General features: G+C 34.4%; 18 protein-coding genes and 1 pseudogene. 13 read left to right on the top strand and 6 right to left on the bottom strand.

Going from position 1 to position 23,560, the window contains the following annotated elements; genetic code table 11:
* Positions 1-178 precede the first annotated feature (178 nt).
* Positions 179-1,381, bottom strand: a complete 1,203-nt coding sequence (locus ACFELW_RS06240; protein WP_375329975.1) for a hypothetical protein — start codon at positions 1,379-1,381, stop codon at positions 179-181.
* A gap of 265 nt (positions 1,382-1,646) precedes the next feature.
* Between ACFELW_RS06240 and ACFELW_RS06235 the strand changes: the two are divergent.
* A pseudogene (locus tag ACFELW_RS06235) lies at positions 1,647-2,021 on the top strand (transposase); the annotation flags it as partial.
* 67 nt (positions 2,022-2,088) lie between these two features.
* On the opposite strand, the gene rpsD reads toward ACFELW_RS06235, so the two are convergent.
* The 4 genes from rpsD to ACFELW_RS06215 all read right to left on the bottom strand — a co-directional run bounded on the left by rpsD (position 2,089) and on the right by ACFELW_RS06215 (position 6,357).
* Entirely contained in the window at positions 2,089-2,706 is a 618-nt protein-coding gene (rpsD, locus tag ACFELW_RS06230) for a 30S ribosomal protein S4 (protein ID WP_341759412.1), read from the bottom strand.
* 117 nt (positions 2,707-2,823) lie between these two features.
* The gene (ccmA, locus tag ACFELW_RS06225) at positions 2,824-3,435 is read right to left on the bottom strand and encodes a heme ABC exporter ATP-binding protein CcmA (protein WP_341759411.1); all 612 of its coding nucleotides are present in this window, start codon (positions 3,433-3,435) and stop codon (positions 2,824-2,826) included.
* The gene (locus ACFELW_RS06220) at positions 3,436-4,437 is read right to left on the bottom strand and encodes a hypothetical protein (protein WP_375329974.1); all 1,002 of its coding nucleotides are present in this window, start codon (positions 4,435-4,437) and stop codon (positions 3,436-3,438) included.
* 447 nt (positions 4,438-4,884) lie between these two features.
* Entirely contained in the window at positions 4,885-6,357 is a 1,473-nt protein-coding gene (locus ACFELW_RS06215) for a hypothetical protein (RefSeq protein ID WP_375329973.1), read from the bottom strand.
* 694 nt (positions 6,358-7,051) lie between these two features.
* Between ACFELW_RS06215 and acnA the strand changes: the two genes are divergently transcribed.
* From acnA to ACFELW_RS06190, 5 genes are all read left to right on the top strand, one after another.
* Positions 7,052-9,700, top strand: a complete 2,649-nt coding sequence (gene acnA, locus ACFELW_RS06210) for an aconitate hydratase AcnA (RefSeq protein ID WP_341759408.1) — start codon at positions 7,052-7,054, stop codon at positions 9,698-9,700.
* A gap of 18 nt (positions 9,701-9,718) precedes the next feature.
* Positions 9,719-10,075 carry a DUF4870 family protein gene (locus tag ACFELW_RS06205; protein WP_341759407.1) on the top strand — a complete coding sequence of 119 codons (357 nt, stop codon included), beginning with the start codon at positions 9,719-9,721 and terminating at the stop codon, positions 10,073-10,075.
* A 1-nt stretch (position 10,076) separates the two neighbouring features.
* On the top strand, positions 10,077-10,907 hold the full coding sequence (gene queF, locus ACFELW_RS06200) for an NADPH-dependent 7-cyano-7-deazaguanine reductase QueF (protein ID WP_341759406.1): 831 nt from the start codon (positions 10,077-10,079) through the stop codon (positions 10,905-10,907).
* Between the two features lie 177 nt (positions 10,908-11,084).
* Positions 11,085-11,744, top strand: coding sequence for an amino acid ABC transporter permease (locus tag ACFELW_RS06195; protein ID WP_375329972.1), 660 nt, complete (start codon positions 11,085-11,087; stop codon positions 11,742-11,744).
* Between the two features lie 11 nt (positions 11,745-11,755).
* The gene (locus ACFELW_RS06190; RefSeq protein ID WP_375329971.1) at positions 11,756-14,791 is read left to right on the top strand and encodes an efflux RND transporter permease subunit; all 3,036 of its coding nucleotides are present in this window, start codon (positions 11,756-11,758) and stop codon (positions 14,789-14,791) included.
* A gap of 257 nt (positions 14,792-15,048) precedes the next feature.
* On the opposite strand, the gene ACFELW_RS06185 is transcribed toward ACFELW_RS06190, so the two are convergent.
* Positions 15,049-16,263, bottom strand: a complete 1,215-nt coding sequence (locus tag ACFELW_RS06185) for an EAL domain-containing protein (RefSeq protein WP_375329970.1) — start codon at positions 16,261-16,263, stop codon at positions 15,049-15,051.
* A gap of 77 nt (positions 16,264-16,340) precedes the next feature.
* On the opposite strand from ACFELW_RS06185, the gene ACFELW_RS06180 reads away from it, so the two are divergent.
* The 7 genes from ACFELW_RS06180 to hisS all read left to right on the top strand — a co-directional run bounded on the left by ACFELW_RS06180 (position 16,341) and on the right by hisS (position 23,548).
* On the top strand, positions 16,341-16,622 hold the full coding sequence (locus tag ACFELW_RS06180) for a BolA family protein (RefSeq protein WP_375329969.1): 282 nt from the start codon (positions 16,341-16,343) through the stop codon (positions 16,620-16,622).
* Positions 16,623-16,678: 56 nt separating this feature from the next.
* Positions 16,679-17,167: a hypothetical protein gene (locus tag ACFELW_RS06175; protein ID WP_375329968.1), complete on the top strand. Its 489-nt coding sequence runs from the start codon at positions 16,679-16,681 to the stop codon at positions 17,165-17,167.
* A 226-nt stretch (positions 17,168-17,393) separates the two neighbouring features.
* Positions 17,394-19,082 carry a hypothetical protein gene (locus ACFELW_RS06170; RefSeq protein WP_375329967.1) on the top strand — a complete coding sequence of 563 codons (1,689 nt, stop codon included), beginning with the start codon at positions 17,394-17,396 and terminating at the stop codon, positions 19,080-19,082.
* A gap of 539 nt (positions 19,083-19,621) precedes the next feature.
* Positions 19,622-20,719 carry a tRNA 2-thiouridine(34) synthase MnmA gene (gene mnmA, locus ACFELW_RS06165; protein WP_375329966.1) on the top strand — a complete coding sequence of 366 codons (1,098 nt, stop codon included), beginning with the start codon at positions 19,622-19,624 and terminating at the stop codon, positions 20,717-20,719.
* A 51-nt stretch (positions 20,720-20,770) separates the two neighbouring features.
* On the top strand, positions 20,771-20,929 hold the full coding sequence (locus ACFELW_RS06160) for a hypothetical protein (RefSeq protein WP_375329965.1): 159 nt from the start codon (positions 20,771-20,773) through the stop codon (positions 20,927-20,929).
* On the top strand, positions 20,901-22,295 hold the full coding sequence (locus ACFELW_RS06155) for an amino acid permease (protein WP_341759397.1): 1,395 nt from the start codon (positions 20,901-20,903) through the stop codon (positions 22,293-22,295). Before ACFELW_RS06160 ends, ACFELW_RS06155 begins: the two co-directional genes overlap by 29 nt.
* 5 nt (positions 22,296-22,300) lie before the next feature.
* Complete coding sequence (hisS, locus tag ACFELW_RS06150) at positions 22,301-23,548, top strand: histidine--tRNA ligase (protein WP_375329964.1); 1,248 nt, start codon at positions 22,301-22,303, stop codon at positions 23,546-23,548.
* Positions 23,549-23,560: the final 12 nt, after the last annotated feature.

Genomic DNA, 23,560 nt, shown 5'->3' with positions numbered 1-23,560 from the left:
ATGAATAAAAAATCTGCTCGTCAAACGTCTATTAGTGAGGAGCTGCTTTGTGGCGACGCAGCAATCCAAAAAATGACCAGTAATGGATTGCTTCTTGGCTTAAGCCTTTTCGCTAATAGACGTATTGTACTTTAACTCTTTTTCCGTAAACGCTTACTACAACTTTTGGACTAAGCAGTTATCTACTATTACTCTCTCTTGGTTTAAGATGTGCTTTAAAATTTGTCACAGGCTTTTCTGTTGGTTTTATAGGGGTAGAATCTTCACTAAGTTTCCTCAAGCCTTTTGCCGCTTCCATGATAGCATTCTTATCGACAGCAAATTGAACAGGTTTCGCCTGTACCTTCGCTCCTGCTGCCGGGGGTTTGTTTACTACTGGTTTAGATGGTTGAACACCAGCTGTACCAGGTATAGGTGGAGGAGGTGGTGGTATTGGTACTCCTCCTTCCTTATTAAGTTCAACCTTAGGAGGAACTTTTGCACTTGCTGCTTGCTTTTCTGCTTCTGCTTTCAGTGCCGCTGCTATTCTTTGAGTGTCTATTTCGTCTTGTCTAGTTTGGCGGGTTATCTCATCTTTTCTCAGCTTGTCAAATTCAGCGAACTCTTTAAGATGTTTAGGAGAGTCTGGCTTAAATTCAACTGCACCAGCTTTTACCACCCATGCCTCAAGCTTTTTTTTCAATTCATTCACCATATCCTCTACTGGTTCTGCAACTGCTTGATTTACTGACTTCTTCTCCTTACCTCGAGCTGCCAAAGGATCAAGTGGGGTAGTAAATGCCGGGGGCGGTGGTGGTGGAGGGGGCGGTGGAGCACCTGGAACAACATCTTGTATAGAGGTTTTTTCTAGCACTACTAACGGTACTGGTGTAGATATCACTTGAGGTTTAGGAGTTCCCACCAAAGACGGTTGCACCGGGGTTTCTTTTACTGGAATAGTTACAGCTATTTGTTCCTGCACAACTTGTTCCTGTATAGTTTGTTTCCGTATATCCTCAGTTCCTTTAACAAAATCTTCTGTTGCTTGTTGTAATTTTTCTTGATGTTGTTTACTAAACGAAGATTTTAAAAAATTAATGAGAGGGATGAACCATGATTTAAACCATGCCTTTATTTGGGTACCAATTGACGAACGACTCTTAATGCTCTCAGCTTTTTCTTCCAACTCTTTTATATCTTTAGCTGTTACATTTTGAAGTGAGTTACTTTTTTCCAAGACATTCATCGCACCAACTAGAATCTTAGCCATATCGTCTAAATCTTTTTTCTCGGCAGAAGATGCTGGCAAATTAGCACTCACTGTAATTACAGCCTCAGCTACCTTATTCACCGCTTCATTGGCAACGGTTAAACTTGTATCATTTTCATTGCCACTTTTCATACAACACTCATAAATTAATTTATATTCTTAAATCCACTTATATAATATAACTTTATTAATCCAACTAAGTCAAGTCTTCTGGCTAAGAAAAAATTACTTACTGATAAAATTTATATTGTGTTTATGCCAGGTATATTTCAATATGTAGGCTAAAACTTACAAGACTATGAATATCACAGTTTAATATGTCTATCACTTTATTGAATTTATCACCTCTATATCTATTGGAAGGTGGGGTGTGGTTTAAAAGGGGGGGCAAAGCAACGGAAAAAGTAAAGGAGGAATGAGTGCAAAATTACATCTTGCTATGACTACATCATGGCACATAATAGAAGGATTTTTAACTGCTGGCAATAGGAACGATATTGCTGTAGTAGAAGAGTTAACCGCAGACATCGTTGGATGTGATGTTATCCAAGATCGTGGATATGATAGTAATAAAAATAGACCAAACCTTGAGTCTCAGAATAATATTACCGTTATCCCTGGCAGAAAAAATAGAAAAACAGAAATTGTTTATGATAGAGAAAAATACAAACTTAGAGGGGATGTGGTTGCTTTTCTGGATTTGTTTGTAAACCTACGGTCTTCCTCGCTAATAGACGTTGACCACATACAGGTTTTAAACTTCCCTGTTTAAAACCACTTCCTCTTCTAACTTTCGACAGTTGACCTACTATCTTCCTCACTAATAGATGGTTGGTCCACTATCTTGAATAAAGTTCAATTACTAAATGTACTTCTGGTTCGAAAGGGTACGGAACGTCAGAAATTACTGGAATTCTGACGAACTTACCAGACAATGAATGAGCATCAAAAGTTAAATAACCTGGTACGGTATTTTCTTGTTTGTTAGCTGTCTCGAGTATTACAGGAATTTGTTTTGCTGATTCCTTTAGCTCGATGACATCGCCTTCTTTTAATCGCATGCTTGGAATATCAACCTTTTTGCCATTTACCTTAATATGACCATGTGTGACAAATTGTCTTGCAGCAAAAATCGTTGGGGCAATATTCATTCTGTATACAACAGCATCAAGCCTTCTCTCTAATAGACCTATAAAATTTTCACCAGTATTGCCTTTCATTTTTTGTGCAAGAGTAAAGGTGTTTCTAAATTGTTTTTCGTTAATCCGACCATAATGACATTTAAGCTTTTGTTTAGCCTTTAAGTGGACCCCATAATCAGAAGTTTTAATCATACTATTCTGGCCATGTTGACCAGGACGGTAATTTCTTGTATTGAAGGCATCTTTGCTATCGCCCCACAGGCTTACACCTAGTCTTCTGCTTGCCTTATATTTAGAACTAATAATTTTTGTCACGCTCTATAATCTCATAATTTCGACATTTAATATATACATTGAAATCCATCAAGTATACATCAAAATATATATATTTTAACAACTAAAGTCAACCCTCATTTCTTGAAATATCAAAAGTTATTTGTTCAACAACAGATAATCCTCAAGATTAATTATTTGTGCTGACTTAATATCTATATTGGAGTGGGAGGTAGCCAAAATCACCCCCCCATTATTTGCTTTTGAAATCATCAAATTATATAGCAATTCTTTATTTTCTTGATCTAGATTTGCTTCTACTTCATCCAATAACCATAAATTTGATTGGCAAGCAATGAGCTTTGCTAAGGCAACTTTCTTTTGGTTGCCAGCAGAAAGCCTGTAACATTTCTCATGCAAAATATTATATAACTTAAAATAATGTACTGAAGCTTCTAATGTTTCAAGGGAACCGTAAGTTGTGGACCAAAATCTTAGATGTTCTAATACAGTTATTTGAGATTTTAATCCAAGATTATGTCCAATATAATTGCAATAAGGTTTTTTTAAATATTTGCAATTCAATAACTTATACAAAACATTGCCACTTGTTGGATTTTGTATATTAGCTACAATCCTAAGTAATGAAGTCTTTCCACAACCATTGGTTCCTTGAAAATAAACTATAGATGACGGTAAAAAAGTCATACTAATATTAGTGAAGATACTTTTTTGCTCTATAATAAGAGTGACTTGCTCAAATGACAACATTTATGCTTGAGTATCCTCTGTAGGCTCCGCCATAAGTGCTACATTATCAAGTTCTAATGTAACATTGTTTACAGGAGTTAAAAAATCTGATAGATCAAACGTATCCATCTCTTTATTTGACTCTTCTTGTGTTTCATTACTACAAAACTTATTTTTGATAAGCATAGTAGCAGCCCCTATTATAGTTAGTCCTAAAGCTATAGAATATGACCATAATCCTTGATTAGAGTTTTGCTCTTGAGAGGATGCTGTAGATGAAACAGTAGAATTTGTCTCAGCTGTAATAGTACTTTCCGCAGAAGTAGTAGAAGTTACTTCAAGTGGAGTAGCAGTAGAATCTGTCTCAGCTGTAATAGTACTTTCCGCAGAAGTAGTAGAAGTTACTTCAAGTGGAGTAGCAGTAGAATCTGTCTCAGCTGTAATAGTACTTTCCGCAGAAGTAGTAGAAGTTACTTCAAGTGGAGTAGCAGTAGAATTTATTTCAGCTGTAATAGTACTTTCCGCAGAAGTAGTAGAAGTTACTTCAAGTGGAGTAGCAGTAGAATTTATTTCAGCTGTAATAGTACTTTCCTCAGAAATACTAGAAGTTACTTCAAGTGGAGTAGCAGTAGAATCTGTCTCAGCTGTAATAGTACTTTCCGCAGATGTGTTTAAAGGGGGATATTTTGTATTATACTTCTTCCATTCAGGAAGATTGTCGAATGGTTTAAAAGAATCGTCATCCAATGTGTTTGAAAATGAATCTTCTTCATATAGTTTTTGTGATAGAGTTAAAGAGTCATTTAATTTTTTTAAAAAATGGTTCAATGTTTCTACAGAATTGTTCGCAATGTAACTTCCTTCAAGCTTACTTAAAAGTGTATGATCCTTTGGGCTAGTAGAATAAGCATCACTAGGGAGTATACTAGTGGTGCTTTCTATAGGAAAGGAATTAACGGTAGGATGTAAGGCTGAAGTAGCCAGTAGAAATATTGGTCCAGCAGAACTAGAGAAAATTTTCATAAAAATTATTTCCTATTTTAGTATATTAATTAACATTTAACCTAACAAGATAGTTAAAATAAACTATCTGAATTGATAGGATAGGTTCTTTATATATGAAGTCAAGGTTTAATTATATAAAAAGTGAATAACAGTGTGCTAAAAAGTTCTTATATAATTTACTTTAAATATTTATTTTTTTAAAGTTAAATTAAATGAAAAGCTTAGTGGTGGGTATTTTTAGTGTATACTCAAAATAAAAGTTTAATGATTATAGCAACCTGAATAGTATTTCATCGTCATTGCGAGACCACATAGTGGTCGTGGCAATTCATTTTTGGTCACTTTTTTGCTTTGTTGTAATTAAAGTGGCTTCTCGCAATGACGAGTTTTACCCAGGTCATTGCGAGGGGCTATAAAGAGCCTTAGTAGATTAGTTATAGTATCGGTTTTTGTTTTTTCAGCGACTTATACCTCTGATGTTACTGAGTCCTCAGCTCCTGCCAGTAAAACTTCTGACGGTGAAACTGATGAATCTTGTGTTACCTTTGCATCACCGTTATCATTACTTGGGATGAATTGATCTGACTCAAATACACCATGCTCATTACAATCTTTAAGTTCTGGGTCTGATTTACTCAAATACTTCAAACAAGCATTGTAAATATTGCCACCTTTCTTGTAAAGAACACCAGCAACAGCCAATGCTGTAAGTATTGCAGCCCCACTGGAAACTGCAGTACCCACTATACCTTTCACTGTCCATTCTTCATTAGAAGGGGTAGTTTGGTCTTGTGGTGCTGTTGGTGTAGAAGATTTTGCCTGGGTATTGGTATCTTTCGGCATAGCAGTAGAAGAATTTTCTTTAGTAGTAGAAGCTTCTGTAGTAGTTGTTGTGCTAGAATTCTCGTTAGAGGTGGAAGAAGTTGGTTCAGCAGTAGTGGTTTTGATTAATTCTGCTAATACTTTAGCCCTACCTTCCAATGCAAGAGAATAATCCTCACGTAGGTCGAGAGCATCCTGGTATTTTTTTAGAGCTGCTAGAGGTTCCTTCTTAGCCAATAAAAGGTCAGCCTCCTTTACAAGCTGATAAGCTGGTTCATGGCATGTATGTTCGATTGTAACAAAACCTGCTATAGGATTTTCTTTAGGTCCATCAAAGGAATATTCTGTTATTACTGTTTCATTATCATGGCCTATAGATTTCTTGCCTACCCAAGCACCTGGTGCGAGTTCACTAGCTGACTCGCTAGAGTCAATCCTTCGTTTATTTCCTACAATATTGCCTTTTTGGTCGCAAGGCTTATCCTGACAGTAAGCATATAGTGTTGTTGTAGAGGAAGACATTAGCCAATCGTTGTATAAATTTTGCTCCATTTCAAGTACAAAGCAGTGCTGATTTGGTAGAGTAGCGTTTTGATTGATAACCTTATAATAAGCGTCACGAGCACTCCTATGATGAACTACATTAGAATTTTCTGGAGATTCTGCAGATTGATGATTAGGATTATATTCTGTAGGAAATGCTCCAACGCTTTTCAATGCTTCGCTGGCCATTAGCCCTAAGACAAGCCCTTTAGGAATAGATGAAATAACCTTAGCAGCCATATCAAGCAAATTGCCTGATTGAGGACTTGCCTCAGGTTCAACGAGTTTAAGACGGATAGCTTCGCTTTGCTCTGTCTCGTTAAACATATCTTTGTCAATGTTTCCTTGCTCGTCAAGGGTGGCGTATTTTTTTATAATATATTTTAGGAAGGCTGTTTTTTGTGAATCAGAGAATTTTTTAAGTAACTCTTCACTATCTGGGTGGTTAAAGGCATTTTTCAGACTATTAAGCTGAGTTTCAGTAAGACTTTGTTCTACGTTCTTAGCTTCCTTTTTCTTAGTTTTAAAATACTTACTACGTGTAGATGCTTTAATATTGTGTGTTGGTGTCATAAAAATTTATTTCCTATTTAATAACATTGGTTAACATTTTTTTTAACAAGATAGTTAATATAAACTATCAAAATTGATAAAATAGCTTTTTCATAAAGAAGTCAAGATTTAATTTTAAAATTGTTTAATAAAAATAGTGAAATCTGGTTTTTTTTGTCATTCTTGCTTCTCCTTGTCATTCTCGCCCACTATTGTCATTCCCGCGTAGGCGGGAATCTAGACCCCTGCTTACGCATAAGCGTTAGTTTAAGAAAACAATAATTGAGAAACCGTCATTGCGAGGAAGACCTTAGGTCGACGAAGCAATCCATAAAAGTAACCAAAAATGGATTGCCACGCCACCTACGGTGGCTCGCAATGACGGAAAAGTGATCTAAAACCCGTTCTACCTTCTAACTTTCAACAGTTGTGGTATAGCATTCTACGCAGGGATGATATAAAATATAAATATTTTTCAAATTAAATTGCATGAAAAGCTTAGTGTTAGGTATTTTTAGTGTATACTCAAAATGAAAGTTAATGGTTATAGCTATCCCGAATAGTATTACTTAGTCATTGCGAGGAGCCACTTTAGTGGCAACGAAGCAATCCAGGAAAGTGATTAGAAATGGATTGCCACGCTCACATACGTTCGCTCGCAATGACAGCATAATACTAGTCGAGTTAGCTATAAAACAAATTTGGAGTGGTTAGTATGAATTATGATTATCTTAAAGAAATATCTGTTGGAGAGGATGTTTATAAAATTTTTGATATAAATAAGGCGGCAAGTGATATTGGGCTTGAGTTAAAGCGTTTACCTTATAGTTTAAGGATATTATTTGAAAATGTTCTGCGTCTAACTGGTAGCCAAGAGAAGTTGTTGCTATTTAAAGAATGGCTTAAGGCAAGGAAATCTGAGGCTGAGATACCATTTATGCCAGCTAGGGTACTGATGCAGGATTTTACTGGCGTTCCGGCTATTGTTGATTTAGCTGCTATGCGTGATGCTATGAAAAAACTAGGGAAGAATCCATTAAAGATTAATCCTTTGATACCTGTTGATCTGGTAATAGATCATTCGGTACAAGTCGATTATTATGGAACAAGTGAAGCTTTTGATAAAAATGTTACAATGGAAGTAGCTCGGAATATAGAGCGTTATGAGTTTTTAAAATGGGGGCAGGAAGTATTTGATAATTTTAAAGTAGTACCCCCGGGAACAGGTATTTGTCATCAGGTTAATTTGGAATATTTAGCTAATGTTGTGTGGACTAAACAACAAGAAGGGGGAACTTTTGCTTATCCGGATACATTGGTTGGTACAGATAGTCATACTACGATGATTAATGGTCTGGCAGTTCTTGGTTGGGGAGTAGGGGGGATTGAAGCTGAGGCGGCAATGCTTGGTCAGCCTCTATCAATGATTATACCTGAGGTAATTGGCTTTAAATTGACTGGCTCTTTAAATGGGATGATTACCGCTACAGATTTGGTGCTAACCATTACCCAAATGTTAAGGAAGAAAAATGTCGTTGGCAAATTTGTTGAATTTTATGGAGATGGATTGGACTTTTTAACATTGGCAGATAGGGCAACTATTTCAAATATGGCTCCTGAATATGGTGCTACTTGTGGCTTCTTTCCAATTGACAATGAGACTATCAAATATCTTAACTTGACGGCTAGAGAGCCAAATCGCATAAAATTAGTAGAGCAATATGCTAAGCTACAGTCATTATGGTACGAATCGACAATTATTCCAGAATATACTGAGACATTAGAGTTGGATTTATCTACTATCGAAGCTTCTTTAGCAGGACCAAGACGTCCGCAAGATCGAGTTAACCTAAGAAATGCCGCTAGTAATTTTAACAGTGAACTAGCTTCTTTAACCAAAGGTGATGTTAATATTGATAAAAAATACCCTGTGACTGATGAATATGCAATTAGTCATGGTGATGTCGTAATAGCGGCAATTACTAGCTGTACCAATACTTCCAATCCTAATGTAATGGTTGCTGCCGGCTTGCTGGCTAAAAAAGCAGTAGAACTTGGATTAGTGAAAAAGCCATGGGTTAAGACCTCATTGGCTCCTGGTTCAAAAATAGTGACAGAGTATCTGAAGAAAAGTGGGCTTGATCAATATCTCAATGATTTAGGTTTTAATCTTGTTGGCTATGGTTGTACTACATGTATTGGCAATTCTGGGTCACTGTTGCCGGAAATAGAAGAGACTATTACCAAAAACAATCTGGTTGTTGCTTCGGTATTATCTGGTAACAGAAATTTTGAGGGTAGGGTACATCCTCTAACCATAGCTAGTTATCTTGCCTCTCCGCCGCTAGTTATTGCTTATGCTATCACCGGTACTATCAACATTAATCTTGAGACGGATGTGATAGGAAAAAGTTGTGATGGTAAGGATGTTTATCTTAAGGATATTTGGCCTACTCAACATTCGATACAGAAAATAATTGAGGAATCTATTGACTGTAAAATGTTTAAGGAGAAATATAGTGATATATTCTTAGGTGATAAGGAATGGCAAAATATTAAGGTAACTAAAAGTGATACTTATAATTGGAATAAAAATAGCACTTATATCAATAATCCACCTTATTTTGAAGGTATCGAGCATATATCGAGTGAATTGGAGGATATAGAATCTGCTAGGATATTAGCCATCTTTGGCAATTCTATTACTACTGATCATATATCGCCAGCCGGAAATATTAGTAAAACAAGCCCTGCTGCTAAATATTTAACCGAGCAGGGTATTTTACCAGCAGATTTTAACTCTTATGGATCACGGCGTGGCAATCATCAAGTAATGATGCGTGGGACTTTTGCCAATAATAGAATTAAAAATGCTATGTGTCCTGGAATTGATGGGGGGATAACGATCAATCAACGGAATGGTCAACAAATGAGTATTTATGACGCTTCTCAGGATTATAAGGCTCATTCTATCCCTTTAGTAATTTTTGCAGGTAAAGAATATGGCTCTGGTTCGTCGAGAGATTGGGCAGCAAAAGGTACTAGTTTACTAGGAGTAAAAGCGGTAATTGCTGAAAGTTTTGAAAGAATTCATCGGTCAAATTTAGTTGGTATGGGTGTGTTACCGCTTGTACTCACTTCTACTACGGTAAGTGATTTAAAACTTGATGGTTCTGAATATATTACAATTACAGGCTTAAGTAATAAAGTAGAGCCTTATAAACAACTTAGTTGTGTTATCAAGAGGAAAAGTGGTATAATTGAAACTATCGGCGTAATATTACAAGCTTTTACAGATAATGAGATAGATTATATCAAATATGGTAGTATAATGCACTTAGTGGTTAAGAATTTTAGTAGTTAAAAAGTTGAAGAGATGAAAATGGATAAGGAAATTAAAAAATATATAGCAGCAGGAAAAACTAATCTTGTCGTAACTTATATATTATTTTTATGTGGAATAGTTGCTCCGTTACTACCTATTATTGGAGCAGTTTTTGCCTATATTAATAAGGATATTAAAAATAAATATTTAGCCAGTCATTACATTTTTATACTTCGTACTTTTTGGATAGGGCTTGTTGGTATGATGATATCTATAATAACCACTATAATACTAATTGGACCTGTATTGTATATATGTTTGTTGGTGTGGTTTATATTAAGGATTGCTATGGGTTTTAAATATTTATTAAATGGTGTAGAACATCCGAACTACATGACTTACTGGATAAAATAAAATGGATTTGGAAACTATACTCGGCAAGCAAACTGCGTATATAGATGTTTATGATAATAGTTTATTACAGCCAATTAGTCGTAAATTTGCTAGAGAGCAATTACAGATAATAGGTGATTTACCTTTTTATGGCTTTGATATTTGGAATTGTTATGAGGTCTCTTGGCTAAACCAAACTGGTAAACCTGAGATACGGATATTGGAATTTATGGTGAGTAGCGATTCACCTAATATTATAGAATCAAAATCACTAAAGCTTTACTTAAATTCTTTTAGTAATACTAAGCTTAGCAGTTCAGAGCAAGTAATAGAGTTAATTACCAGGGATTTAAGTCTAATATTTGGGTCAGATGTAATAGTGTTTTTAAAAGATTTAGAGTCATATGATGGTACTAGGCTGCAATCTTTTTCAGGTATAAATCTCGATAGGTTAGATGTGACGATTACTAGTTTTGAAATTAGTCAAAATTTGCCAAAATTATTGGAAGATAATACGAAGATCGTCGATGAGGTACTATATTCTAATTTGCTTAAATCAAATTGTTTAGTGACTAATCAACCAGATTGGGCATCAGTACAAATTAGCTATCGAGGCAAAAAAATTGACCATAGTTCTTTATTAAAATATTTGGTGTCATTTCGTAATCATAATGAGTTTCATGAACAATGTGTTGAGCGTATTTTTTGTGATATTAGTAAGTTTTGTATTCCCGATGAGTTAACTGTTTATGCCAGATATACAAGACGTGGGGGCATAGATATTAACCCTATAAGGTCTAGTAGCAATCTAGATATTACAAAAATTAGCAATTTAAGACATATCCGTCAATAATTACTTAGTGCTAGCATTAATTTGTTGTATATATATTTATAACAAGGTATTTTTAGTGGAAAAAATATGGGCAAAAGTAAGTTGTAGCTAATGGTACATGGTCTCGCAATGACTTATAGAATATAGATTTAATTATCTCCTGTATTGAAACGAATTCAGGAAATTTAAGAGTGTTAGATGTTTGAGCAATTACTTGATTTCTCTTCTATATTATATATTATAGAAGGGATGGTAGTAACACTGAAATATAGCTTAGTTTCAGTGTTATTTGGATTGATTATCGGTACTTTACTAGCAATTTGTAAGTTAAGCAAAAGTCATGCCTTAAGGTTATTTGCTAATTTTTATACATCAATTTTTCGTGGTACACCACTACTTATCCAACTTAGTATAATTTATTTTGGTTTGCCTGGGGTAATTGGTATTAAGCTTGGAGTATTCGCTGCAGGTACCATAGCTTTCTCATTAAATTCAGGGGCATATGTTTCGGAAATAATTAGAGCTGGAATGAATGCTGTTGACAAGGGGCAGATTGAAGCGGCTAAGGCGTTAGGCATACCTGAAAGATTAATGATCAAAGATATCATCTTACCGCAAGCTATAAGAAATATTTTACCTTCATTGGTTAATGAGCTTATTAACCTAATCAAAGAATCATCGATTATATCAACGATCGGTGGAATGGATTTAATGCGGAGAGCTCAGCTAGTATCGGCTGAACATTTTACTTATTTTACGCCTCTGTTAATAGCAGGGCTTTGTTATTATGTTATGGTAATAATTATTAGTAACTTAGCCAAAATTCTTGAGAAAAAATTAACAATTGGTATTGAATAGGATTTGTTTATATGTATTTAAGTGAAATATGCATCAAGCGTCCAGTATTTGCAACAGTTCTGAGTCTAGTAATTGTTATTTTAGGAGCTGTATTTTTTACTAAACTACAAATTAGGGGTATTCCCGATATCTCTTCTTCTGTAATAACAGTATATGCAGATTATCCTGGGGCGGATGCTCTTTATATGGAAAAAGAAATTACCACTCGTATTGAAAAGGCTCTAAAAACTATAAAAAATCTTGATTCTATCACTTCCCAAAGTGCGACAGGTAGTAGCTATATCTCTTTAACATTTTTATCATCGGCTAATATCGAAGTATCCTTAAACGATGTTCGGTCTAAAATTGCTGAGATAAGCTATATATTTCCCAAAGATATGCAAGCTCCTTATATTGGTAAGCACGATGCTAATAATTATCCTAGTTTGTTCTTAAGCATTAGTAGTGACGTATATAATAATTTGCAATTAACTCAGATTGCTCAAGAGAATGTAGTCAACCTTTTAGAAAAACTTGAAACAATAGGTCGAGTAGAAGTGCGTGGTGGTAAATATTATTCTATGCGGATAGAGCCAGATCCGGTAAAATTATATCAGCATAAAATGTCGGTGTTGGAAATTGAAAATGCTATAAAAAAACAAAATATCTATTATCCGGCAGGAATTATTAAAACCGCCAACCGTGATTTTGATATAAGATTAGATGGTTCTTTAAGTAAACCGGAACAGTTTGAACAAATTATATTAAAAGTAACAGATGCCAGTATATTAAGATTACAAGATATTGCTAAAGTGTATTTAGCTCCTCCAGAAAATAATACAATTGTTAGATATAACGACAAAAGTGCATTAATACTTGGTCTTGTCAAACAATCAAAGGCAAACATACTTGAGTTATCTAAAGAGGTTAGGTCGTCACTAGATAAAATTAAAAAGAATTTACCTAATGGGGTAACAATTGATATAGCCTATGATGCGTCAATTCCAGTTAATGCCTCAGTCAAATCAGTATTCTTCACGATCTTTGAAGCATTAATTTTAGTTATAATAGTAGTATATTTATTTCTGGCATCAGTAAGAATCACTCTGATACCACTTGTAACCATTCCTGTATCGCTGATTGGTACATTTATTGTCATGTATTATTTAGGATTTTCTATTAACATATTTACCCTTTTAGCAATGATATTGGCTATTGGTTTGGTGGTAGATGATGCAATAGTAATGCTGGAAAATATTTTTAGATACAATGAGATGGGGCATTCTGCTATGGAATCTGCCACTCTGGCATCTAAGGAAATTGGTTTTGCTATTATAGCAATGACTATAACACTTGCCTCAGTATTCTTACCAATAGGTTTTATTGACGGAGATATGGGTAAGTTATTCATTGAATTTGCTTGGACCTTAGCATTCTGTGTGTTAGTTTCTGGTTTTGTTGCTTTAACTTTGACGCCAATGATGGCAAGTCGCATGATTGGTAAAAATGACCAACCTTCCTTAGGGTTTTTAGTTAAATTTGACCAGTTTATTAAATTAGTCCAAAGCAAGTATTTGGTCTATTTAAATCTTGCTTTTGATCATAAAAAGCAATTCTCGCTTATTATTGCCCTATCTTTAGTGCTGCTAGTCGTTAGTTTTATCTTTGTCCCAAGGGTGTTTATTCCTCAGGAGGATAATGGCATTGTGAATCTTTCCTTCTTTGGTCCCCAAGGTTCTAATAGTGAACAATCAGAAAAATCAATAATAGAAGTTGAAAAAATACTTAGTTCTTACAAAGATATCGCAGGTTATTTGATAGTAATAAAAGGGTGGCATGGTCATGGTTTTATACCTCTTAAAGATTGGAAAGTAAGGTCAATGTCACAAACAACTATAATAAACTTACTTAATCAGCAATTTCAACAAACAACTGGAATATCGGTTTTTGCAATGCCACACCGTTCACCAATTAGCGGCAATGCTGGACATGCTGTGGAATTTACTTTGCAATCCTCGCTTGAATATGAGCAATTAGTTCAAATATCAGAGAAATTCGTCGATGCTATGAAGAAAAAACCAGCTTTTATGAATATGAATGTTTATGGTAATGTAGATTTCTCTCCGATCATTGACGTAATTGTTAACCGAGATAAAGCTTACCTTTATGGTGTGAGTTTAGAAAATATAGGGTTAACATTGCAATATTTGCTAGCAGGAAAGCGGCTTGGTGATTTTAGAATGGGCAATGAACTGTATGATATAACTATGCAGTATAATTTAAAACATCGTAGTAATATCGAACACTTTAGTAAGATACTGATATCAACCAATAAACCAACTAATAATTTATTGCCATTAAATGTCGTGGCTAATATAGTTGAGAAAGTATCTATCAAATATTATAATCATTATAATAATGCTAGATCAGTAACCATCTCGGCAGATTTAGCCCCAAACCAAAAAATTACCGATGCAATAAAGCAAGTGAATAACATAGCTAATGAATTATTGGATAATAATACCACTATTCTAGAATATATTGGCGAAATTAAGAAAAAGGCTGAATCAGAAGGTACTATGGCTACTACGTTCTTATTTGCTTTATTGTTTATTTACTTAGTGCTTTCAGCACAATTTGAAAGTTTTACTGATCCGATATTAATCCTTATTGCTGTACCATTTTCATTTACTGGTGGCGTATTAGCACTCTGGATATTTGGTAATACGTTTAATATGTATAGTGGTATTGGCTTGCTCACTTTAATTGGTTTGATCACAAAAAATTCTATTATGATCGTAGAATTTACTAATAACTTAAGAAGCCAAGGATTAAATATTAGAGAAGCTGTAACTAAAGCTTCTAGCTTAAGGTTTAGACCGATTCTAATGACTACTTTAGCAACCATTTTTGGGGCAGTATCATTAGTTATTGCCTCAGGAGCAGGAGCCGAAGCTCAAAAGTCTATTGGTTTAGTAATAGTGGGTGGTATGACTATTGGTACTCTATTTACTATATTTGTTATTCCAGTTTTATATCAAAGTTTTAAAAGGGAATCATTAACTTAATGTTATGTATAGATATATATAAAAATGTCATTGCGAACTGACTCCTCGCAATGACGGTGAATGCTCACTCATATATTAGACTTCCTGCATAAGTCAAAAATAGTTAGGGGATTTTTAGGAGAAACGAAGCCGAACACCGCAGCGTATATAGACGATTGTTACGGAGTGGAGGCGGGTTTCGACGACAAAATCACCAACGAGATTGACTTATGCAGGAAGTCTATTATCACCTAATTCAATTGCTTTACTATATTTGATTATTTTATTCTATTAACCGAGGCAGGTGAGAAAAAATCGCCTTGCATAGCATCAATTTTTAGATTGATTAAGAATTTGGCTATCTTACCATTCTCAACAAATTCTGCTACAGTTTGAATACCCAAATCCTCAGAGAGGTTAATTAATCTTTTAATGAAGTCTTGACTTTGCAGATCGCTAGTGATGTTACGTACGTAACTACCATCAATTTTAATAATATCTATTGGCAGATTTTGTAACTGTTTAAATGAAGTAAACCCAGAGCCAAAATCATCTAAAGCAAATTTACAACCGTATTTTCTTAATCTGTGCATGAAGTACGTTATTTGTTGATAATGCTGATTAAGGCTAGTCTCAGTAATTTCGATAATTAATCTTCCTGAAACATCATATGTTTGTAATAATTTTTCTGCTATTACTAGCAAAGGAGCATCTAATGTACCAATATTTGAAATGTTAACTGCAAGCGTTAAGTCTGGGTTAGCGTTTAATTCTTTGATTGCCATTTCTAGCACTACTTGATCTACTATAAAAATTAAACCTTTCTTTTCAGCCTCTGGGATTATTGCTCCTACAGAACACAGATAGTTATTTGTATCAGGAACCCTTAATAAACATTCATAGTAATGAGCTTTCATTGTTTTACGGTCAATAACTGGCTGATAAGCAAAAACCATTGTTTTGTTTAATAGGGATTTTCTTAAGAGATTAAGCTGTTTATTGGACTCTTTAATGTATTCTATATTATAATATTTAGAGTCATACTCACGATAATAATTTTGGTCACCTGGATAAGAAATTAGCCAGTTCAATAAATTATAAATTTCTTCAGCTTTATTGCTAAATTTGGGAAATTCTATGCTAGCAATACTACAATTCATATAAACTGTAGGTAATAGATCATCAACATAAAGCTGGGATAATAAATGTGCTTTTAGGGCAATTTCTTTAACTAGATTTGGGTCTAATATCGGTAGAACTAATAATATTCGATCATGTTCAATGTGTTTATAAATTGATGTGACAGAATTGCTAATTAATTCATTGCAAATTTCAGAAATAATTTTATTAAGTTTGTCAATTATGTGAATGTCTTTTGCCATCATAGCATTTAATTCGTCATAATTTAATAGCTTAAAAGAGATGCAATATCCACGCTCTACTTTATCAAGCTCAAATTGTAAATTTCTAATTTTTGTATCTAATTTCACCATAACTCAAATAATATAAATTTACTAAATACTAAAATCCTAGTAGAATGATACAAGTAAAAATTTTATATTATAAAATTATGAGCAAAATAAATAGAATAAAAAGCAAATTAGATGTGTTAAAACCACATTATTGTGAAATAGTTGATGAAAGTTCCAAACATGCCAGCCATACTGGTGGAACTACTGAGAGCCATTTTAGGGTTAAAATTTTTTCAGCAGCTTTTATAGGAAAAAGCTTGCTAGAACAACATAAAATGATTAACAATCTTTTAGCAGATGAGCTAACTAGTGGATTACACGCCTTATCAATTGATACGAAAAAACCTAAATCGCTTATTGATTCACAGCAAACTAGTTGACGGTAGAAATAGAGTTGGAAGAATATTAGAAATAATTATAACCTAAAGGAGGAATTATGGGACTTGTAGATAAGTTACGAAAAGAAGTTAAGTCTATAAAAGAAGATCTTGCTAAAGAGGCTAAAAATTTGCGTAGAGAAATCCGTGATGACATAAAGCCTCCAAGTACTTTTGAAGAAGTTAAAAGAGTTGGTGCGGATATGCTTAATGATTTAGAAAAAGAAGGAAAAAATTTAAAAGGCGATATAAAGGATATATTTGTTCCTGTAATTAAGGCAGTAAAAGAAGGGTTAAAAGAAGCGAAAGACGCTGCTGGAGCAGGAGAGATTTTTGAAAAATTGCATGATAAGGTTCCATTCAATAAAAATGTATCGTTTACAAAAGATTTGAAAAATTTCTTAAAAAGTATGGGAACGGTGTTCACTTCTATTCTTAAAGATGATAAAACGCAAGAGAAAGCGTGGGATAATCTCAAAAAAGCTACAAGCAAGCTTAAGGGAACGATACAAAAAACATTATCGGTAAAAACTGGTATAGTTAGATAGCTATACCCCGTTATTGTGCATGGGCGTTAGTTTAAGAAGGTAATAATTGGAAAGCAGTCATTGCGAGAAGGGGTTAGCCGACGAAGCAATCCAAATATAATCACTTTCCTGGATTGCTTCGTTGCCACTAAAGTAGTACAATTGTCGAAAGTGGTTCCTCGCTAATAGACGGAAAAGCTATAGAATCAGTCTTTAACTTTATGTTATATTTAGAGTGTGGTGCATTATGATATATGATGAAAAAGAATCTACGTTGTTTGAAAACCTTAAAAGTTCTGAGGCGAATAGTACTGCAATTGAGGAGTCTATAAATGAAGGTTTTAGTGGTCAAGAGAAGCCAGATGAATCAAAAGTGTTGCCTCTAGATGAAGTACTAAGTAATTCTTTAGATAATCAAATAATTCAACCAAAAGAAAGAAAAGCAAGGGTTGTAAAAAGCCTTGATGATATGGAGCTTGAACGTGCAAATAAGTTAGAAGCTACTTCTCCTGCAAAAGCAGTAAGAAGTAAGGATGATTTGTCGATAATTGAGCAAGAAAAAAGTGAGAAATTAAAATCGGTTAAAACAAATGAGATTAGAATTTCAAATGAATTTCTAAAATATTTAGAACAAGAAAATAAAGAAATAAAGACAGAATCAAAAATAAAAAGAGCGTTTTCTTACATAATTAATAAAGCTGAATCTGCTTGGAATTGGACAAAAAATACCAAGGTTTTCAAAGCTGTAGATTGGCTGTTAAATACAAGATTAGGCAAAATTGCACTTGGTAGTGCTGTAAGTCGTGTTATTACGACTATATTTGCAGTAGTAGTATTATCTGGGATATCACCCCCTATAGCCTTAGCTATGGCTGCAGTAACATTAGTTGGGGTAGCTGGCGGAATGGTAGCTGAAACTATTAAAATAAGAAAGCTTCGTAAACTTGCCCAAGAAAATGATCTATTAATGCAGAATCGAGGAGATATAAGCAAACAACAATATTTATTAACACTGGATTCCAAATTAGCTCAATTGTTGGAAAATAAATTATATGTCCCCACATCTGTCCCAGGTGAAGAAAATAGACATTATCATCACGTATCTTCCAAAGCAGAAATGGCATTTAGTACAAGTAAATTTTTTATGGATAATATTAAGAACGCAGCTATTTTAGCATCTAATATAGTTGCAGCTAGCACTGGTAATCCTGTTAAGATTGCTGCAGCGGTTAAATCTGGTACGGCTTCAGCGATTACTTTGATTACCTCAGGGTTAACTGAAAAACAATCAGCTGATCTTGTCACAGCATTTAAAATTAATATTAATGGTGAACTCCGTAAGAGTGATGTTGCCAATTATCAGAATTTACAAGAGCTGCGTGAAATCGCCCAAAAACAAAATATTCAAACTGCTGCTTTGACTGAGTTAATCCGAGATAAAGATTATTTCAAGTTAACTGATGAACAAAAACAAAATAAATTTGATATATATCAAGAAGCTTTAACTGAAATAAGCCACGACAAAGATTATAGAAAATTAACTGATGAGCAAAAACGAGTTATGCTGCATGCAGTAGTAAATAAGCTGGAAGATAAATCTAATGAAAAGCCTAGTGAACAAGAAGCTGAAACTAAAGAAAAGAAAAAAAATAGTAATATACTGGTATCAGCGGCAAAAGATATGGTAAGCTTTTTAAAAGATTTGGGTAGAGCACATGATCCTTTTTATGAACAACCTGAGGTCAAAGGTGATAGTTCATTAACTAAAGCTATGGGGGCTGCCAAGAAATCTGCTGAGGAAATCGTAACACCTGCGGTTATAGAACAATTACGAAGAAGTAAATCTGTGCCAGATTTATCGCAAAAAGAGAGTAACCTTACCCACCAGAAGAAATTGCAAAGAAGTAATTCTTTAGAACGGCATATTGAACGATAAGTTGTGAGTGAGCGTTCACAGAAAAAAAGTTAAAGTACAAGACATCTATTAGTGAGAAGGCGTAAGCCAAGAAGGAATCCAAGAACAATGGATTGTCACGCTCACGTAAGTTCGCTTGCAATGACGTCTTGTACTTTAACTTTTCTCCGTGAACACTCACGTAACTCAAGCTTGATTTCTATTCATGCAACAATGCCATTAAGAATGATGGATGATTATAAAACTCAGGACAATTTAAAAGCCTATTGTAATTTAACTATAAATTTATTATAATGTAACCTCAATTCTGGATAAGAATAAGCCTTTTAAAGAATGGGTAATAGTAATGTACTGAGTTAGGAAGTAAAAAAATAAGCAATATCACAGAAATAATGAAAATAGCTATTAGTGGAGCAAAAAAATCTGCTATATATAACTGAATTTGGCATAATTTGTTATATCGAATTTAGGTTAATGTATTGTTTCTTTTATCTAGGAGACTGCCTGCAATAACTAAAGTAATTCTATATTTACCATAACATAAATTTACTATAAATGCAATGAATAATAGAATAAGTAATCCATCTACAATAGTAGTTGCAATGTCTGGTGGGGTTGATAGCTCAGTAGTGGCTGCTATGCTTTGTGAACAAGGACATAAAGTCATTGGTATAACACTGCAGTTATACGATCACGGCATAGCCACCAAGAAAAAGAATGCTTGTTGTGCTGGGCAAGACATTTATGACGCAAAAATGGTGGCGGATATGCTAAATATTCCGCATTATGTATTGGATTACGAGTCTAAATTTAAAGAATCAGTAATTTATAACTTTGCCGATAGTTATATTAGAGGCGAAACACCTTCGCCATGTGTACAATGTAACCAGTCAGTTAAATTTAAGGACTTACTAAAAGTAGCAAAAGATTTAGGAGCTGACTGTCTTGCTACTGGTCATTATGTTCGGAAAGTCGAAGGTATAGATGGAGAAGAATTACATACTGGTATTGATATTGCCAAAGACCAAAGTTATTTTTTGTTTGCAACTACTTTAGAACAACTAAATTATCTATCTTTTCCTTTGGGAGAATTAAGCAAAGAGCAAACAAGAAATATTGCTACTAGATTTAACTTAGGCGTTGCAGATAAGCCTGATAGCCAAGATATTTGTTTTGTACCAGATGGTGATTATAGGAAGGTAATTAGTAATATCCGAACCGATGTTAATGAAAAAGGTAAAATAATCCATGTAGACGGCTTTGAACTCGGGACACATAATGGTATTATCAACTATACTATAGGTCAACGTCGTGGACTTGGCATAGCTTTTCATGAGCCACTTTATGTAGTAAGAATTGACCCTAATACAAAAATTGTCTATGTTGGTCCAGATTCGGCATTAGATTCTACTGAATTTACTATTAAGAATGTTAACTGGCTTGGTAAAGAAATGGTTGTCCAAGAGGAAGTTGAGGTGCAAGTTAAGATTCGTTCGACTCGTCCTGCTACCTTTGCCAAGATTAGTAGGATAAGTAATACAGAAATTAGGGTAAAGTTAATGTCTGCAGAGAAAGCTGTAACTCCTGGTCAGGCTTGTGTCATATATGATAATGCTCGAGTTCTTGGTGGGGGATGGATTACTAGAGAAATTGCATAAATACTTTTATATTAGTATTTATCGTCAACGTCATTGCGAGGAGCCACTTTAGTGGGCGAAGCAATCCAAATTTTATATCACCCCTGCGTAGGTAGTGGGTTAGATTCCCGCCTACGCGGGAATGACATATTAGATGCGGGAATGACAAGAGTATTTTCTATTATTAAAATTGGAGAGATTAATGAGTTTTTTAACAAGAAAAAGTTTTGAATCAATAAAAGAGCTAGGGAAGACTAGTGGTCTTAGCAAAAACTTAGGAGCATTTGATCTGATATTATTGGGTCTTGGGGCTATAATAGGCACGGGTGTATTTGTGTTAACAGGTATGGTAGCGGCTAAATATTCTGGTCCTGCAGTTATGCTATCCTACGCTGTTGCTGGTGGAACATGTATTTTTGTTGCCTTTGCTTATACAGAGCTTGCTACCATGTTACCGACTTCTGGTAGTATTTATACTTATTCTTATGTAGCTTTTGGTGAAATATTTGCTTGGTTAATTGGTAGCGTTATTATATTAGAACTCGGTTTTGCTGCTGGTGCGGTTGCAGCTGGCTGGTCAGGATATGCTCAGGGTATATTGTCAGCTGGTGGAATAGATTTACCTAAAGCTTTAACGACCGTGCCTAGTAATGGTGGAATAATAAATTTACCAGCTTTTCTTATTGTAGTGTTTGTCTCTTTTATTTTGTACTTAGGAACGAAAGATAGTAAAAAACTAAATGCTATTTTAGTATTTGTAAAAATGGCAGCTATATTTGCGTTTATTGTGTTTGCCACACCGTATTTTGATGCGACAAATTTGCAAAACTTTTTACCTTTTGGCTTCAATAATATGCTAGTTGGGGCATCTATCCTATTTTTGGCTATGACCGGTTTTGGGACAATAGCTGCTACAGCTGAAGAATGCAAAAACCCTAACCGAGATTTAATGATCGGTATTATTGGATCATTAGTAATTGCAACGATAGTATACGTTATAATAGCTGGGCTAGTCACTGGTATAGCCCCTTTTGATCAACTTAATAATGACCAGCCACTTGCCTATGCTCTTAGCTTGAATAATAGTAATATTGGTTCTGCCATCGTTGCTACTGGAGCAGTATGTGGTATGACTACAGTACTGATGATGAATATTTATGGTACATCTCGTATCTTTTATGTAATTGCCCGAGATGGGTTATTGCCAAAGAGTTTTGCAAAACTGCATGCAAAATACGATAGTCCTTATATTACTATCTTAATATTTTCTGCTCTTGCTGCATTATTAGGAGGATTTTGTCCATCTGAAATTCTTTTTCAGTTATCATCTATGGGGGCTCTAATTGATTACTCAGTAGTTGCCGTAATAGTCATGTTGTTTAGAATAAAAATGCCAAATGTTCCAAGACCATTTAAATGTCCTGCTGCATGTATCATTATACCATTTGTTTTAATAGCTTGCCTATATTTACTATCTATACAAATGTTTGATAGTAACTTTAATTTGATGATTGCAGGGCAATTATTAATATATTGGTTTGCACTAATGTTTGTTCTGTATATTCTTAGATTGTTCTTTATGAAACGACAAGTTTAATTTGTATGAGTAATGCACTACAACCATTACGTGGTACTAAAGACCTACTACCTGCGGATTATATAATTCACGATTATATAATTAACACAGCAAAACATATTGGTGAACTTTATGGTTATCAAGCCATGAGTACGCCGATAATTGAATATACTAAAGTTTTTGACCGTACACTTGGAGAAACTTCTGATGTAATAAGCAAGGAAATGTACAATTTCCTTGATAAGAGTGATAATAATATTTCTCTTAGACCTGAGTTTACAGCCGGTATTATTAGGGCTTTTATCTCTAATAACCTGCAACAAACATTACCTATTAAGTTCTTTTCAAGCGGTCCAGTATTTCGTTATGACCGACCACAGGCTGGTAGACAAAGGCAATTTCATCAAATAAATTTTGAGTATATTGGTGGAGAAGAAGGATCGAGTAACGATGCTGAAACAATTAGGCTTGCTTTAGATATTCTTCAGGCTTTAGAAATAGATAAAGATACAACTTTAGAAATAAACTCAATTGGTTGTGCTGCAACTCGTACCATCTACCAACAAAAGCTGGTAGAGTATTTCAATGATTATAAGTCAGAATTATCAGAAGATAGCCAAAAGCGACTCGTCAAAAATCCGATGCGGATCTTAGATTCAAAAGATGAAAATGATAGAAAAATAGTTGCGAATAGCCCTTTAATGTCTCAATACTATAATAGTGATACTGCAAGATATTTTGACGATGTGTTAAGATACTTAGATTTACTGAATGTAAAATATATCATTAACCCAAGGCTAGTAAGGGGGCTTGATTATTATTGCCATACAACTTTTGAGTTTACTACTAGCAAACTTGGCAGTCAGTCGACAATTCTTGCTGGTGGAAGATATGATGGGTTGAGCAAAATTATGGGCGGGTCAGAGACAAAAGCCATTGGCTTTGCTGCTGGAATCGAAAGGCTTGCTTTAATGAGAGAATACAACATATCTAAAGCCAGACCAGTATTTATCTTTCCTATTAGTGACAATAATTTAGAATATTGTTTAATCTTAGCCAATCAATTACGCCAAAAAAATATTTCTGTTACCTTAGACGCCAAAGGCAAAATAGCCAAGAGAATGATCCGGGCTAATCTACAGAAAGCTAAATATGCCATTTTTATTGGTGATAATGAACAAATGAGTAATAGTTTCAAATTAAAAGATCTTGATAAAGAGCAAGAATATCTATTGCAATTTGAGCAAATTGTAGAATTATTAGTTAATGTATAAAAATTGTAGGGT

The sequence above is a fragment of the Candidatus Tisiphia endosymbiont of Nemotelus uliginosus genome (assembly GCF_964264755.1).
Lineage (GTDB): Bacteria > Pseudomonadota > Alphaproteobacteria > Rickettsiales > Rickettsiaceae > Tisiphia.
Note: the sequence above shows the minus strand (reverse complement) of the source record. Positions and strands in the feature narration are given on the sequence as shown.